15 protein-coding genes are annotated in these 13966 nt (G+C 70.4%); 7 read left to right on the top strand and 8 right to left on the bottom strand.

Annotated elements, in window-relative coordinates; all coding sequences use genetic code 11:
• Window positions 1-22 precede the first annotated feature (22 nt).
• From ACWEMY_RS17070 to ACWEMY_RS17045, 6 genes are all read left to right on the top strand, one after another.
• Complete coding sequence (locus tag ACWEMY_RS17070) at window positions 23-616, top strand: TetR/AcrR family transcriptional regulator (protein WP_452390792.1); 594 nt, start codon at window positions 23-25, stop codon at window positions 614-616.
• A gap of 92 nt (window positions 617-708) precedes the next feature.
• On the top strand, window positions 709-2061 hold the full coding sequence (locus tag ACWEMY_RS17065; protein WP_452390791.1) for a cytochrome P450: 1353 nt from the start codon (window positions 709-711) through the stop codon (window positions 2059-2061).
• Window positions 2062-2081: 20 nt separating this feature from the next.
• Window positions 2082-3329: a cytochrome P450 gene (locus ACWEMY_RS17060; RefSeq protein ID WP_452390790.1), complete on the top strand. Its 1248-nt coding sequence runs from the start codon at window positions 2082-2084 to the stop codon at window positions 3327-3329.
• Window positions 3329-4597: a glycosyltransferase family 4 protein gene (locus tag ACWEMY_RS17055; RefSeq protein WP_452390789.1), complete on the top strand. Its 1269-nt coding sequence runs from the start codon at window positions 3329-3331 to the stop codon at window positions 4595-4597. The genes ACWEMY_RS17060 and ACWEMY_RS17055 overlap by 1 nt, the downstream gene beginning before the upstream one ends.
• Complete coding sequence (locus ACWEMY_RS17050) at window positions 4591-5322, top strand: class I SAM-dependent methyltransferase (protein ID WP_452390788.1); 732 nt, start codon at window positions 4591-4593, stop codon at window positions 5320-5322. Before ACWEMY_RS17055 ends, ACWEMY_RS17050 begins: the two co-directional genes overlap by 7 nt.
• Window positions 5312-6343 carry a prenyltransferase gene (locus tag ACWEMY_RS17045; protein ID WP_452390787.1) on the top strand — a complete coding sequence of 344 codons (1032 nt, stop codon included), beginning with the start codon at window positions 5312-5314 and terminating at the stop codon, window positions 6341-6343. Before ACWEMY_RS17050 ends, ACWEMY_RS17045 begins: the two co-directional genes overlap by 11 nt.
• A 4-nt stretch (window positions 6344-6347) precedes the next feature.
• Here ACWEMY_RS17045 and ACWEMY_RS17040 read toward each other — a convergent pair whose 3' ends face one another.
• Window positions 6348-6998, bottom strand: a complete 651-nt coding sequence (locus ACWEMY_RS17040) for a class I SAM-dependent methyltransferase (RefSeq protein ID WP_452390786.1) — start codon at window positions 6996-6998, stop codon at window positions 6348-6350.
• A 65-nt stretch (window positions 6999-7063) separates the two neighbouring features.
• Here ACWEMY_RS17040 and ACWEMY_RS17035 point away from each other — a divergent pair, with 65 nt between their 5' ends.
• Window positions 7064-7210: a DUF1059 domain-containing protein gene (locus ACWEMY_RS17035; protein WP_278263066.1), complete on the top strand. Its 147-nt coding sequence runs from the start codon at window positions 7064-7066 to the stop codon at window positions 7208-7210.
• A 1-nt stretch (window position 7211) separates the two neighbouring features.
• Here the strand turns inward: ACWEMY_RS17035 and ACWEMY_RS17030 are convergent, their stop codons facing one another.
• The 7 genes from ACWEMY_RS17030 to ACWEMY_RS17000 form a co-directional block, all read right to left on the bottom strand.
• Window positions 7212-7757, bottom strand: coding sequence for a hypothetical protein (locus ACWEMY_RS17030; protein ID WP_452390785.1), 546 nt, complete (start codon window positions 7755-7757; stop codon window positions 7212-7214).
• 18 nt (window positions 7758-7775) lie between these two features.
• Window positions 7776-8732, bottom strand: a complete 957-nt coding sequence (locus ACWEMY_RS17025) for an MlaD family protein (protein WP_452390784.1) — start codon at window positions 8730-8732, stop codon at window positions 7776-7778.
• Complete coding sequence (locus ACWEMY_RS17020) at window positions 8729-9769, bottom strand: MlaD family protein (protein WP_452390783.1); 1041 nt, start codon at window positions 9767-9769, stop codon at window positions 8729-8731. The genes ACWEMY_RS17025 and ACWEMY_RS17020 overlap by 4 nt, the downstream gene beginning before the upstream one ends.
• A gap of 77 nt (window positions 9770-9846) precedes the next feature.
• Window positions 9847-10938: an MlaD family protein gene (locus ACWEMY_RS17015; protein ID WP_452390782.1), complete on the bottom strand. Its 1092-nt coding sequence runs from the start codon at window positions 10936-10938 to the stop codon at window positions 9847-9849.
• The gene (locus tag ACWEMY_RS17010) at window positions 10938-11927 is read right to left on the bottom strand and encodes an MlaD family protein (RefSeq protein WP_452390781.1); all 990 of its coding nucleotides are present in this window, start codon (window positions 11925-11927) and stop codon (window positions 10938-10940) included. The genes ACWEMY_RS17015 and ACWEMY_RS17010 overlap by 1 nt, the downstream gene beginning before the upstream one ends.
• Window positions 11924-12922: an MlaD family protein gene (locus tag ACWEMY_RS17005; protein WP_452390780.1), complete on the bottom strand. Its 999-nt coding sequence runs from the start codon at window positions 12920-12922 to the stop codon at window positions 11924-11926. Before ACWEMY_RS17005 ends, ACWEMY_RS17010 begins: the two co-directional genes overlap by 4 nt.
• A complete protein-coding gene (locus ACWEMY_RS17000; protein WP_452390779.1) occupies window positions 12922-13965 on the bottom strand; it encodes an MlaD family protein in 1044 nt (347 codons plus the stop codon). Before ACWEMY_RS17000 ends, ACWEMY_RS17005 begins: the two co-directional genes overlap by 1 nt.
• Between the last annotated feature and the right edge of the window lies 1 nt (window position 13966).

Raw genomic sequence — 13966 nt, 5'->3', positions numbered from 1 at the left:
GACTGTAGTAGCATCCGGACACATGTCCGAAAACGCGCCGACCGACATCGAAGCGACCCGGCGACGGCTGACCGAGAAGCAGGCCGACACCGTCGACCGGCTCACCGTCGCGGCGGTGCGGGTGCTCGCGCGGGAGGGCTACTCGGGCACCACGATCCGGCTCGTCGCCACCGAGGCGGGGGTCGGCACCGCCACCGCCTACACCTATTTCTCCTCCAAGGAGCACCTCATCTCGGAGGTGTACTGGCGGCGCCTGGCCGCCCTGCCCACCCCGGCCGAGAGTGGCGAGGACCCGGCCACCCGCGTGGTCGCCGTGCTGCGCGAGGTCTCGATGCTGGTGGCCGACGAACCGGCACTGGCAGGCGCGGTGAGCAGCGCGCTGCTCGGCGACGACCCCGATGTGCGGCATCTGCGACTGCGCATCGGCAAGGAGATCCGCCGCAGGCTCGGCGACGCGCTCGGCGCCCCCGACCCCGAGCGCCTGGCCGCGCTCGAATTGCTGTACTCCGGCGCCCTGCTCCAGGGCGGCATGGGCCTGCTCTCCTACGCCCAGGTCGCCGACCTGCTCGCCACCTGCGCGCGCCGATTGCTGGCCGATCCGGTCACCGGGGGCTGACCGCGCGAACCTTGTCGCGGACCGATAACCGTAGTACCGTCCAGACACATGTCCATAACGTGTCTGGACAGTATTCCGGGAAGGATCTCCCCATGACGCTGGTCGAACCTCGGCGCGTGTCCGGCGGCGCGGACGAACACGGGCACCTCGACGAATTCCGCACCGATCCGATCGCGCTGATGCGCCGTGTACGCGCGGAATGCGGCGATGTCGGCACCTTCGAACTCGCGGGCCGCGATGTGGTGCTGCTCTCCGGCGCCGAAGCCAACGAGTTCTTCTTCCGGGCCGGTGACGACGACCTGGACCAGGGCGCCGCCTACCCGTTCATGAAGCCGATCTTCGGCGAGGGCGTGGTGTTCGACGCGCCCCCGGAGCGCCGCAAGGAGATGCTGCACAACCAGGCCCTGCGCGCCGACCACATGCGCGGGCACGCGGGCACCATCGCCGCCGAGGTCGACCGGATGGTGGCGGGCTGGGCCGACGCTGGCGAGATCGACCTGCTCGAGTTCTTCGCCGAACTGACCATCTATACCTCCTCGGCCTGCCTGATCGGCCGCAAGTTCCGCGAGCAGCTCGACGGCCGCTTCGCGCACCTGTATCACGAGCTCGAGCAGGGCACCGACGCGCTGGCCTACGTCGACCCCTACGCGCCCATCGAGAGTTTCACCCGCCGCGATGCCGCGCGGGCGGCCCTGGTCGAGCTGGTGCAGGCGATCATGGACCAGCGCATCGCGAATCCCCCTGCGGGAAAAGATGATCGGGACATGCTCGACGTGCTGGTGTCGATCACCGACGAGCACGGCGCACTGCGTTTCTCGGCCAGCGAGATCACCGGCATCTTCATCTCCATGATGTTCGCCGGCCACCACACCACCTCCGGGACCGCCGCCTGGACGATCATCGAACTGCTGCGTCATCCCGAGACGCTGGCCGGGGTGGTGAGCGAACTCGACGAGCTCTACGCCGACGGCGCCGACGTGAGTCATCATGCGCTGCGCCAGATCCCGAAGCTGGAGGCCGCGCTCAAGGAGACCCTGCGCCTGCATCCGCCATTGATCGTGCTGATGCGGGTGGCGCGCGGTGAATTCGAGGTGTGCGGGCACCGCATCGCCCCCGGCGACATGGTCGCGGCCACGCCCGCGGTCTCGAACCGCATCCCCGAGGACTTCCCGAATCCGGACGCCTTCGATCCTGCCCGCTATCTCGATCCGCGCCAGGACGACATCGTCAACCGCTGGACCTGGATCCCCTTCGGCGCGGGCAGGCACCGCTGTGTCGGCGCCCCGTTCGCGCTCATGCAGCTCAAGGCGATCTTCTCGATCCTGCTGCGGGACTGGGAGTTCGAGCTGGCGCAACCGCCGCAGACCTACCGCAACGATCATTCCAAGATGGTGGTGCAGCTCGAGCAACCGTGCCGGGTGCGCTACCGCCGCAGGCAGCGCTGAGCGCGGCGAGGAGACCGGCCGTGATCCCTCCCGGATTCGATTTCACCGACCCGGCCCTGTGGGCCACCCGCAATCCCGTGCGCGAGTTCGCCGAACTGCGCCGCACCGCCCCGGTGTGGTGGAACGCCCAGACCGATGAGCGGTCCGGCGGCTTCCGCGACGGCGGCTACTGGGTGGTCTCCACCCATGAGGACATCAAGACCGTCTCGCGCAATGCCGAACTGTTCTCCTCCCAGCGCAAGGGCTCGGTCATCCGGCTGCCCGGCGAGGTGACCCCCGAGCAGATCGAACTCACCGGCGCGCTGCTGCTGAACATGGACCCGCCCAGACACACCAAGATCCGGCGGATCATCTCCCAGGGCTTCACGCCGCGCGCGGTCGAGGGGTTGCGCGCGGCGCTGGCCGAACGGGCGGCGGCGATCGTGCGCTCCGCCGCGGAAACCGGCGGGGGCGACTTCGTCGAGCAGGTCGCCTGTGAACTGCCGCTGCAAGCCATCGCCGAACTGCTCGGCGTCCCGCAGGAAGACCGGCGCAAGCTGTTCGACTGGTCCAACCAGATGCTCAACTACGACGACCCCGAATACGGCGACGCCACCACCACCGACGCCTCCACCCTGGCCTCCGCGGAGTTGCTCGGCTACGCCTGGAACCTGGCCGAACAGCGGCGCGCGGAACCCACCGGCGACATCGTCAGCAAGCTCGTGCACGCCGACCTGGACGGCGAGGCACTGGGCTCCGACGAGTTCGGCTTCTTCGTCATCCTGCTGGCGGTGGCGGGCAACGAGACCACCCGCAACGCGATCACCCACGGCATGAAGGCCTTCGTCGACCATCCGGACCAGTGGGAGCTCTACCGGCGGGAGCGGCCGCGCACCGCGCCCGACGAGATCGTCCGCTGGGCCACCCCGGTGACGGTCTTCCAGCGCACCGCCACCGCTGACACCGAACTCGGCGGACAACACATCCGCGCCGGTCAGCGCCTCGGCTTGTTCTACAGCTCGGCCAATTTCGACGAGGCCGCCTTCGACGACCCGTTCCGCTTCGACATCCTGCGCGACCCCAATCCGCACCTGGGTTTCGGCGGGACCGGCGCGCACTTCTGTGTCGGCGCGAACCTGGCCCGGCTCGAGATCGACCTGATCTTGCAGGCCGTGGCCGAGGTGATGCCGGATCTGACCCAGCTCGCCGAGCCACAGCGGCTACGGTCGGGCTGGATCAACGGCATCAAGCACTGGCAGGTCGACTACGCGAGCGGAACGGGGTCCTGATGCGGATTGCGCTGCTGTCCTATCGGAGCAAGGCGCACTGTGGTGGTCAAGGCGTGTACGTCCGGTATCTGAGTCAGGGTCTGGCCGAACTCGGTCACCGGGTGGAGGTGTTCTCCGGCCAGCCCTATCCCGAGGACCTGGACCCGCGCGTGCGCCTGACCGAGGTGCCGAGCCTGGACCTCTACCGCGACGAGGACCCCTTCCGCACCCCGCACCCCCGCGAACTGCGCGACCGGATCGACCTGCTGGAACTGGCCACCATGTGGACGGCCGGGTTCCCGGAACCGCGCACCTTCAGCCTGCGCGTGGCCCGGCTGCTGGCCTCGCGGACCGCCGATTTCGATGTGGTGCACGACAATCAGTGTCTCGGTTCCGGCCTGCTCGACATCGCCCGCGCGCTGCCGCTGGTGGCGACGGTGCATCATCCGATCACCCGCGACCGCGCGGTGGACCTCGCCGCCGCGCCCTGGCGGCGCAAGCTGTTCGTGCGGCGCTGGTACGGATTCCTCGGCATGCAGCAGCGGGTGGCGCGACGGATTCCCGAACTGATCACGGTGTCGGCGTCCTCGGCCGCCGATATCGCCACCGACTTCGGGGTGGAACCCGCACGGCTGCACACTGTTCCGCTCGGCGTCGACACGACCCTTTTCCGGCCACGCGAGACTCCGCGTGTGCGCGGCCGGATCGTCGCGGTCGCCAGCGCGGACAAACCGCTCAAGGGAATCGCGCACCTGCTCCATGCCGTTGCCCGGCTGCGCACAGCACACGAGGTCGAGTTGCGGCTGGTCGCCAGGCTGGAACCCAACGGACCCACCGAGAAGCTGATCGCCGAGCTGGGCCTGGCCGACATCGTCACGCCGGTGAGCGGGCTCAGCGACGACCAGCTCGCCGACCTGCTCGCCTCGGCCGAGATCGCCTGTATCCCTTCGCTGTACGAGGGGTTCTCGCTGCCCGCCGTGGAGGCCATGGCCAGCGGGACACCGCTGGTCGCGAGCCGGGCCGGCGCGCTGCCCGAGGTGGTCGGTGACTGCGCCCGGCTGGTCACACCCGGTGACGTGCCCGCGCTGACCGACGTCCTTGGCGGACTGCTCGGCGACGCCACCGAGCGCGAGCGGCTGAGCACGGCAGGCCGGGCACGGGCGCTGGCGCTGTACAGCTGGCCCGCCGTCGCCGCGCAGACCGTCGCCGTCTACGACCGGGCCATCGCCGCCCACCACCGGCCCGGCCCGGTGATCCCGCCCGCCGACTCCCAGGAGGCTCCGTGCTGACCGTCGATTTCGACCATCTGGGCGTCGGCCCCGGTTCCCGCGTGATCGATGTGGGCTGCGGCGCGGGCAGGCATTCCTTCGCGGCCTACCGGCGCGGTGCCGATATCGTCGCCTTCGATCAGAACGCCGACGACCTCGCCGAGGTCGCGGTGATGTTCGAGGCCATGGCCGCCGAGGGCCAGGCCCCGGACTACGCCAAGGCCGAGACGGTGCGCGGGGACGCACTCGACCTGCCGTACGGTGACGGCGAATTCGATGTGGTCATCGCCTCGGAGATCCTCGAGCACGTCCCGCACGACGAGCAGGCCATCGCCGAGCTGGTACGAGTGCTGAGACCCGGTGGCGCGCTGGCGGTCACGGTCCCGCGCTGGCTGCCGGAACGGATCTGCTGGGCACTCTCGGACGAGTACCACGCCAACGAAGGCGGGCACGTGCGCATCTACCGCGCCGACGCACTGCGCGCCGCCATCACCGCACGCGGTCTGCGCTACCGCGATCAGGACTTCGCCCACGCCCTGCACTCGCCGTACTGGTGGCTCAAGTGCGCGGTCGGTGTCCGCGACGACGACCATCCCCTGGTCCGCGCCTATCACCGGATGCTGGTGTGGGACATGATGTCCGCGCCCGCGCTCACCCGCACGGCCGAACGCCTGCTCAATCCCCTGATCGGCAAGTCCGTCGCCCTCTACTTCACCAAGCCGGTGGTATCCGCCGATGCCCGCTGAGCCGCCCCGCTCGCCGCGGCTGCCCGAGGTGCCCGGCGTCCTGTCGGCGCGCGCGATCCGGCGCACCGGCGAATCCATCGCCGCCGCACAGGAACCCGACGGCGCGCTGCCCTGGTTCACCGGCGGGCACACCGACCCGTGGGACCACATCGAATCGGCCATGGCGCTGACCGTCACCGGTCACCGGGACGCCGCCCGCGCGGCCTACATCTGGTCGGCCAAGACCCAGCGCGACGACGGCTCGTGGCCGACACAGTTTCGCGCGGGCGCGATCGAGAACCACGACGCCGACACCAATTTCTGCGCCTACCTCGCCACCGGTGTCCTGCACGCACTCACCGTCACCGGCGACCACGATTTCGCCGCCGAACTGTGGCCGACGGTGCGCGCGGGCATCGACTTCGTGCTCGGATGGCAGACCGCGCGCGGGGAGATCCACTGGTCGGCCGGTGAATCCGGGTCCAGCGGCGAAGCCCTGCTGACCGGCAGCTCCAGCATCTTCCACAGTCTCGGCTGCGCGGTGACCCTGGCCGAGCTCGTCGGTGATCCCCGCCCGGACTGGGCGGCGGCCCGGGCCAGGCTCGGCGACGCCTTGCGGCATCATCCCGAGGCGTTCCTGGACAAGAGCCGCTACTCGATGGACTGGTACTACCCGGTGCTCGGTGGCGCGGTGCGCGGCGCGGCCGCTCACGACCGGCTCGCCCAGCGGTGGGACGAGTTCGTGGTGCCCGAGCTGGGCATCCGCTGTGTGTCCGATGCCCCGTGGGTGACCGGCGCGGAGACCTGTGAACTGGTCCTGGCCCTGGACGCGATCGGCGACACCGCCAACGCGACCAGGCTGTTCGGCGCCATGCAGCACCTGCGCGAAGACGACGGGTCCTATTGGACCGGACTGGTTTTCACCGACGGCGAACGCTGGCCGGTCGAACGCACCACCTGGACCGCGGCGGCCGTCGTCCTCGCCGCCGACGCGCTCTCGCGCACGACCCCGGGCAACGGCATCTTCCGCGACACCCGCTGAGCGGTCAGCCGCAGCCCGCGTTGCGGCGCAGAATCCGCAACGACCCGGTGACCGAGATTTCGCGGAACTTGCCACTGTCGAGTGCGCGACGATAGATATGGAAGGGCGGACGACCACCGTCGGCGGGATCGGGGAACACATCATGAATGGCGAGCAGGCCCCCACCGGCGATCCAGTGCACCCAGTTGTCGTAGTCGCGCTGGGCCGCCTCCTCGGTGTGGCCGCCGTCGATGAACAGCATGCGGATCGGTGTGCGCCAGATACGCGCGGCGGCCGAGGAGGAGCCGACGATCGCGGTGACGGTATCGGTGAGGCCCGCGCGAATCATGGTGCGCCGGAAGGCCGTCACGGTGTCGAAGGCACCGGTCTCCGGGTCGACCAGGGAGGCGTCGTGGTATTCCCAGCCCGGCTGGTGCTCCTCGGAACCCCGGTGGTGGTCGACGGTGACCACGGCCGCGCCGGTCTCCCGCGCGGCGGCGGCCAGGTACACCGTCGACTTCCCGCAGTACGTCCCGATCTCCACGATGACGCCGTCCCCGGCATGGTCCCGGGCCGCCGCATAGAGAGCACGCCCCTCCTCGGCAGGCATGAACCCGGTGACCTGCTCGGCGAACGCGAACAGTTCCCCGGCCGAGATCTCGTCCACAGCACCCATGCGGTGACGCTAGCACACCATCTGGAATACAATCCGGACTACTGTCCAGAAATAAGGAGAGCAGCATGAAGACCCGCCTGAACTGCCCGTGCGGCGAGCAGATCCGTGGCACCGACGAGGAGAATCTCATCGCGCTGACCCAGGAGCATCTGGCCGCCAACCATCCCGGCCACGACTACACCCCCGACGAGATCCTCTTCATCGCCTACTGAGCTACTTGGCGGGCAGCGTGTTCTGCAGCCCGCCGACCTCGGTGATCTGCCAGCCCGCGGCCCGGTCGATGGTCAGCGCGTAGGCGACCGTGGCGCGGGTGCCCTCGGGTGTCTGCGCGCTGGTGGAGACGACGTCGAGATAGGCGTTCACCCGGTAGACGCCACCGGATTCCGAGACCACCGCCGCCGAGAGCGGGGTGGCGGTGGAGGTCCATTGCAGCGGGAGCAGGATCTGCTCCAATTGCGGTGCGGTGGCGTCGAACTTGGCCGCGAGCTGCCCGGTGGTGCCGGTTTTGAGCCTGCCCAGCCAGGTGGGCACCTCGCGATAGTCGATGGTGGAGGCGCCCACGGCGTAGTCGGTGGCGAGCTGGGTGACGTGCCGGTCGTCGGCGGCCCTGGCGTCGCGTTCGGCGAGGCCCTCAGCGGCCGTGTGATACAGCCAGGCGAAGGTGACGGTGGCGATCGTGAGCGCGACGAGCGCGACGGCGCCCAGCACGGTCGAGAGCCGCACGGAGACGGTGCGCGGGGAGGGTGTGGCTTCGGGCATGGGCGTTCCTCGGTGGGTCTATTTGATGCCGAGACGGAAGTGCACGGTGCCTTCGGCGTCGACGTTCTGCAGGGCTTGGCTGATGAGCGCGCTGATGTCGATGACCGGCGTCCGGTGCACCGCGTCGGCGACCACCGGCCCCAGTACCTGTTCCAGGGGTGCCAGGCTCGGGCCGATCTCGGTGATCAGCGCGGTGAGCCGGTCCAGGAACGGCACCAGACCGTCACCGGTGAAGTAGTCGTCCAGTGGTCTGCTCTCGACCAGGGCCGAACCGGATTCGACGATGGCGCTCAGGGTCACACCGAACTCGCCGAAGTTCGGGCCCGCCGATCCCAGGGACGGCCCGAGCCAGGCCATGTCGCCGCCGAGCGCCTGCACGTCGGCGAGGAGTCGGCGGATCGTGGCGGTGCGGCTGAGCAGCGTGGCCGCGAGCAGGGTCGTGGAGCGTTGTAGCGTGCCCACGGCGGCTTCGGTGCCGGTGAGCGCCTGGTCGACGGTGCCGACCAGACGCGAGATGGCCCCGGGGTCGAGCTGGTCGAGCAGCGTCACCAGCCGGGCCGACAGCGCCGTCACGGTCATCGGGAGCTCGACCCGGTCGGCCGGAATCACCTGGCCGTCCTCGAGATACGGGCCGTCGCCGGATGCCGGGGCGAAGGCGACATAGGGTTCGCCGAGGGCGGAGAGCTGTTCGATGCGGACCGTGCCGGACAGCGGGATGCGGTGTCGGTCGTCGATGCGCAGCCGCACCCGCACCCCGTCGGCCTGCCTGCGTACCGTCTCGACCTGCCCGACCCGGACGCCTGCCAGCAGCACCGGCGCATTCGGGCCGAGCCCGCCCGTCTCGTCCAGCGCCAGTTCGGCGGTGCGGTAGCCGATGCGCGGGTCGAGCCGCAGCACTCCGAGCGACATGTAGCCCACGCCGAAGACCAGCACCGCCGCGATGGCGGCCAGTGACACCGTGGTCCGCGGGTTCATCGCACCAGCCCGATCATCCGCAGGGTGTCGACGATGCGCGCGCTGCGCTCGTCCGGCGTGAGCGTGGGCGCGACGGTGACCTCGACCAGGTCGATCTTCGGTCCGTGCGTGGCGAACGGCACCAGATCCGTGTCGATGAACTCCCGCAGCGCCTTCAGGTTCGATGGCGCGGTCGTGTCGAGCGGGCTGCGGCCCAGCAGCATGGGGACCAGCGCGCGGGTGGTGTCCTCGAGCGAGGACAGCAGCGGCCCCAGCCATTGCGCGCTCGGCGCGACCGGGCCGAGCGCGGTGAGCACGAAGATGACGCCGATCTGCGCGTTCACCGCGTCGGTGGTGTGCTCGACGCCGTACGGGGTGAGCAGCTCGTCGAGGATCGGCACATTGTGCTGGAGCCCGTCTTCGACGGTGGCTTCCATGCCGTCGAGCAGCGCGTCGACGGAGTCCAGATGGGTGCCGAGGTCGATCGTGTCGCCGCGCAGCACCTCGGCGATGCGGGCGGTGTCGCGGGGGTCCGCCGGGAAGACGCCGTTCATGGTGCGCACGATGTGCTGGAAGTCGCCCACCGCGCCGCTGCCGACGAAGGTGGACAGCCCGGCGAGGATGTCTTCGATCGGCGGCGCCTGGGTGGTGTCGGTGAGCGGGATGGTCGCGCCCGGAGCGAGTTCCGGTGTCGCCGTGGCTGGTTCTGCGAGGGCGATGTGCACGTCACCGAGCGGGGTCTCCTGGCGGAGGGTGGCTGTGGTGCCCTGCCGCAGCCGCACCGAACGGTCGATGACGACCTCCGCCACGGCGTATCCGCGGCGTGCCTCCTGGTCCGCGGTGGCGGTGACCGGGTCCACCAGGGTGACCCCCGTCAGACTGCCGACCCGTACGCCCGAGGCGATCACCTTCGCGCCCTGCGGCAGATTCAGCACATTCGCGAATTCGATGCGCAGCGGATAGGTCGCCCCGGACATCCCGGCGCCGGGCAGATCGTCCGGACCGAACCCGCACCCGGCGAGCACCCCGACCAGCAACAGCGACACGACCGTCCGCACCGCACGCCCACCACCTGCACGACCGCAACGGCCCGCGTCCCGCCGGGCGGCCGCGAGGACCGTCGTCACGACCCACCTCATCGGGCACTCACCCCCGCCAGTAGTGCGGGCAGGGCCGGGATCGTCGCCACACCGCCGTCCGACAGTTCGCAGCGTTCCCCCGTGACGGCGGCCAGTGCGGCACAGAACCGCTCGGTGTCCTGCTGTGCCAGAGCCAGCCTCGGCGGTGCGTAGCCGAGAGTGACGGTGCCGCTGACCGGATCGACGGCCCCGGCCAGGCCGGTGGCGACGGTCGGGGTCATCGCGATCACCTCCGCGAGCGAGGCGACGCCCGCCTCGATCAGGCGCGGCAGATCGGGCACGCTGTTCACCGCGCGCAGGGCCGGCCCGCCGAACATCAGGATCACGTCGTTGAGCTGGGGCAGCAGATCCGAGAGCGTGTCGACGATCTCGACGATCGGCGGGAAGGCGATGGTGACGATGTCCTCGAAGGTCTGCGGCAAGCCGCTCACGGTGGTCTCCACCTGCCCCCAGCCGCCGCGGGCACGCTGGGCCAGGGCGGCGAGGGCGTCGAGGAGTTCTCCGAGATGGCCGATGGCGGCATCGGGCGCGTCCAGGGCCCGGCTCAGGGCCAGGATGATGTCGTTGACCTGGCCGCCGGTACCCGCCGTGGCCCGGTCGATGGCGGCGATCCCGGCACCGAGCCCGGTGGCGTCCGTGCCGTTGAGCTGGTCGGCCAGCCGGGCGAGCGCGTCGAAGGTCTGCGAAAGGCTCTTGGGTGTCAGGGTTCTGGTGATACAGGTCCCCGGATTCCAGCCGGGGCCGTCGGGTTCGGCGCCGATCAGGGCGAGGCGCCGGTCGGCGACCAGGGTGTCGCTCACCGTCACCGCGCCGACATCGGGCGGCAGCGCACGGTCGGCGCGGACGGTGAATTCGACATGGGCGGTAGCCCCGGCGACCCGGATTCCGGTGACCCGGCCGACCTGCACACCCAGCACCGTCACCGCGCTGCCCTCGTACAAGCCGATGGCGTCGGGCATCTCGGCGCAGTACGCCCGTGTGGGCGGCTCCGGCCTGCTCAGCCGCAGCCCCAGCGCACCGGCCAGCACCAGCGTGACGACCACCGCCACCGACATGACCCCGCGCGAGGCCAGTACCGCCGTCCCCATCAGCACCCACCTCCGGGCAGCGGCACGCACAGGGCGGGCACCTCGATCGTCGCGCCGGACCGGTCGATCCGGACCCCGCCCTCGGCGGGCAGCAGCGGAAGCAGTCTCTGCTCGAGCGCGCGCACGGCGTCCAGCAGCGAGCCGAGCCTGCCGCCGAGGTCTTCCAGGGTGGGGATGGCCTCGGCCAGCGGTCGCGCGCGCTGTTTCAGCGACTCGTCCCAGGCCACGCCCAGCGGTGTGAGATCACGCAGCACCACCGCCAGATCGCGCAGTGAATCGGCGACCTGCGCCTTGTTGGTCTGGATGATCTGCTCGAGCGTGCCCAGGGTGACGATCAGGTTCGCCAGCACCTGGGCGTTGGCCGCCAGCGCCGTGAGGTACTCGTCGGCCAACGCGAGTGTGCGCGAGATGTCGGCGCTCTGCCGGTCCAGGATGGTCACCAGGTCACCGGCGGCGCGCACGGCCGAGCGCACGGCGTCCGGGCTGCGGTCCAGCGCGGCCGACAGGGCGGCCAGGTCCCGCCGGAACACCGTCCCGTCGATGCGCCGGACCGGGTCCACCGCGTCCTGGAACGCCTGGGTCAGGTTGTAGGGCACGATCACCCGCTCGCGGGGAATCACCTTCTCGCCCAAGGGTTCGGCGCCCGCGGGGAGCACGGCGACGTAGTAGCCACCGACGAAGGTCAGCATCCGGATGTCGAGAGTGGTCGCGTCACCGAGGAACGCCTCGGCCGACACGGTGAATTCCATCCGCACCCGGTCGGCCAGCAGCGTCAGCGACCGCACCTTGCCGACGGGGATTCCCGCCAGCCGCACATCGTCACCGGGGCGGACCGATCCGGCCTGGCTCAGTTCGGCGACATAAGTGTGTTGCGCGGAGGTCCCGGTGACGTACACGACGCCGATCGCCACCAGCAGCAGCACGGCGGCGCAGATTCCGCCTATCCCCCAGCGTATTTCGGCGGCGCGCGGATCGCCGCTCCGGATCATCGGTGACACAGCACGACCCCCTGTCCGGCGATGAGCACCTGCAGTGGCGCGGGCGCGACGGCGGCGCCCTGGGAACAGGTGAGGTCCGGTCCGCTCGCCGGGACGGCGCGACTCATGGCCCGGACGAGACCCGGCAGCCGGTCGAAGGCCACCACCGCCTCGGCGGGGTCCGGAAACGCTTGGCGCAGTGCGGCATCGAGGTCGCGTCCGGGCGTGCCGGTCACGCCGAACACGGTGAGCATGCTGCGCAGGGGTTTCAGCACGTCGGGGATGCCGTTCGCGAAATCGACCAGGCCGGGCAGCTTCTCGGTGATGGTGATGAACAGGTTGGTCAGATTGGTGAGCAGCCGCATGGCATTACCCGACCTGCCTCCGAGCTGCCCGGCGACCTGGGCGAGATTGCCCGCCAGGGCCGACAGCACCGCCTGCCGGTCGGTGGCGTAGCGGCTGAGCGTGTCGATGGCGCTCAGTGCCTGGCCCACGCCGGAGCCGTCACCCTGGATCACGGCGAGCAGGCTGGTGGCGAAGCGGTTGAGGTCATCGGGCGAGAGTTCGGCCAGCACGGGCTGTAATCCCTTGAACAGCCGGGTGATATCGAAGTCCGGCACCGTCTCCTCCGTGCCGAAGACCGTCACCGGATCACGCCGACCGGCGGGCTGCTCGGGCTGCTGGACTTCCAGATACCGGAAGCCGGTGAGGTTCTGGTAGCGCAGGGCGATCCTGCTGTTCGCGAACAGCGTCCGGTCCCGGCTCACGGTGAACCGCACGCGGGCCAGCGCGCCGTCGAGTTCGACCGAGACCACCTTGCCGACCTGCACCCCGTACAACCGCACGTCGTCGCCGTCGCGCAGTCCGTTGGCATCGGTGAAAAGCGCTGTGTAGGTATCGGTCTCACCCTCGACGGGTCGTTCGATGATCCGCAGCACCCCGGCCAGGGCCACGCCGGTCAGCACCAGGGCCAGCGTCACGCGCAGCAGCAGTGATCCGGTCCGCATCAGCGTCCACCCGCCTCGAGCAGTGCGCCCAGCGGCCCCGCCAGCGCGGGCACACCGTCGAGGGTCACCCCCGCGCGCAAGACGGGGCCGTCGGGGGTGTCGGCGAAGGCCGCGTCGAGCCGGGTGAGCAGGTCGGCCAGCTCCCCCGTGGAGCGTCGCGGGTCGCTCACCGAGCCGGCGACGCGGTCGAGAACCAGGCCGATCATGGGCAGGATGCCGCCGAAATACAGCCGGGAGGTGCTGAGCAGCCGGGTCACCGTGGGCAGCAGCTGGTACTGGATGCCGGCGAACATGGCGCCGAACCGGGTGAGCTGGTCGGGGACGCTCAGGTACTCGTTGGTGTATTCGGCGTTGAGCAGCGTGAGGCTGCCGGTGAGCATCGGCGGCAGGCCGGTCAGCGCGGAACTCCACTGCCCGAACAGGAACGAGGGCGCCAGCCGCCGGGTCTCGGTGTAGGAGCGGGCGGTGCTGCCGATCGCCTCGAACAGCGGGGTGAAGGCGGTGAGGTCGCGGGAGACGGTGCTCAGCAGGGCGGCCAGGCGCGGGGTCAGCACCTCCTCGGTGAGCGCGCCGGTGGCGGTGAGCAGCGCCGAGAGGGTGGCGTCGTGTACCCGTTCGCCTGGACCGGTGAGGTCGACGACCGTTCCGTCGCGCAGCGCCGCCCCGCCCGTGCCCGCGTGTAGTTCGACCGCGCTGATGCCGAACAGATTGCCGGGCGCGTAGTCCAACGCCACCGCGTCGGTGAGGCCGAACAGCTGGGAACCGCTCAGCGCCAACGTGATCCGCTGCCTGCCCACTCCGGCGGCAGCGATCGTCTCGACCGTTCCGACCCGGACGCCGTCGAGGCGGACGTGGGTCCCCGGCTCGATCCCGGCCCCGACCGCACCGACCAGCAGCGCGACCCGGATCTCGTCGCCGGGACCACCCTCGGGCAGCGCCCGCCAGCCGAACACACCGAGCAGGGCGAGGACCAGGGTCAGCGCGCCGAGCAGGCGGGCACGCGCGGGACCGACCTCGGTCCCCGGCAGGGCATAGGCAGGCATG

The sequence above is a fragment of the Nocardia sp. NPDC004415 genome (genome assembly GCF_053602435.1).
Note: the sequence above shows the minus strand (reverse complement) of the source record. Positions and strands in the feature narration are given on the sequence as shown.

What these genes read in the sequence shown, in the direction of transcription:
- ACWEMY_RS17045 (WP_452390787.1), top strand. Translation starts at nt 5,312, where the DNA reads ATGCCCGCTGAGCCGCCCCGCTCGCCGCGGCTGCCCGAGGTGCCCGGC.
- ACWEMY_RS17005 (WP_452390780.1), bottom strand. Translation starts at nt 12,922, where the DNA reads ATGCGGACCGGATCACTGCTGCTGCGCGTGACGCTGGCCCTGGTGCTG.
- ACWEMY_RS17065 (WP_452390791.1), top strand. Translation starts at nt 709, where the DNA reads ATGACGCTGGTCGAACCTCGGCGCGTGTCCGGCGGCGCGGACGAACAC.
- ACWEMY_RS17070 (WP_452390792.1), top strand. Translation starts at nt 23, where the DNA reads ATGTCCGAAAACGCGCCGACCGACATCGAAGCGACCCGGCGACGGCTG.
- ACWEMY_RS17030 (WP_452390785.1), bottom strand. Translation starts at nt 7,757, where the DNA reads ATGCCCGAAGCCACACCCTCCCCGCGCACCGTCTCCGTGCGGCTCTCG.
- ACWEMY_RS17000 (WP_452390779.1), bottom strand. Translation starts at nt 13,965, where the DNA reads ATGCCTGCCTATGCCCTGCCGGGGACCGAGGTCGGTCCCGCGCGTGCC.
- ACWEMY_RS17040 (WP_452390786.1), bottom strand. Translation starts at nt 6,998, where the DNA reads ATGGGTGCTGTGGACGAGATCTCGGCCGGGGAACTGTTCGCGTTCGCC.
- ACWEMY_RS17055 (WP_452390789.1), top strand. Translation starts at nt 3,329, where the DNA reads ATGCGGATTGCGCTGCTGTCCTATCGGAGCAAGGCGCACTGTGGTGGT.
- ACWEMY_RS17015 (WP_452390782.1), bottom strand. Translation starts at nt 10,938, where the DNA reads ATGGGGACGGCGGTACTGGCCTCGCGCGGGGTCATGTCGGTGGCGGTG.
- ACWEMY_RS17025 (WP_452390784.1), bottom strand. Translation starts at nt 8,732, where the DNA reads ATGAACCCGCGGACCACGGTGTCACTGGCCGCCATCGCGGCGGTGCTG.
- ACWEMY_RS17010 (WP_452390781.1), bottom strand. Translation starts at nt 11,927, where the DNA reads ATGATCCGGAGCGGCGATCCGCGCGCCGCCGAAATACGCTGGGGGATA.
- ACWEMY_RS17035 (WP_278263066.1), top strand. Translation starts at nt 7,064, where the DNA reads ATGAAGACCCGCCTGAACTGCCCGTGCGGCGAGCAGATCCGTGGCACC.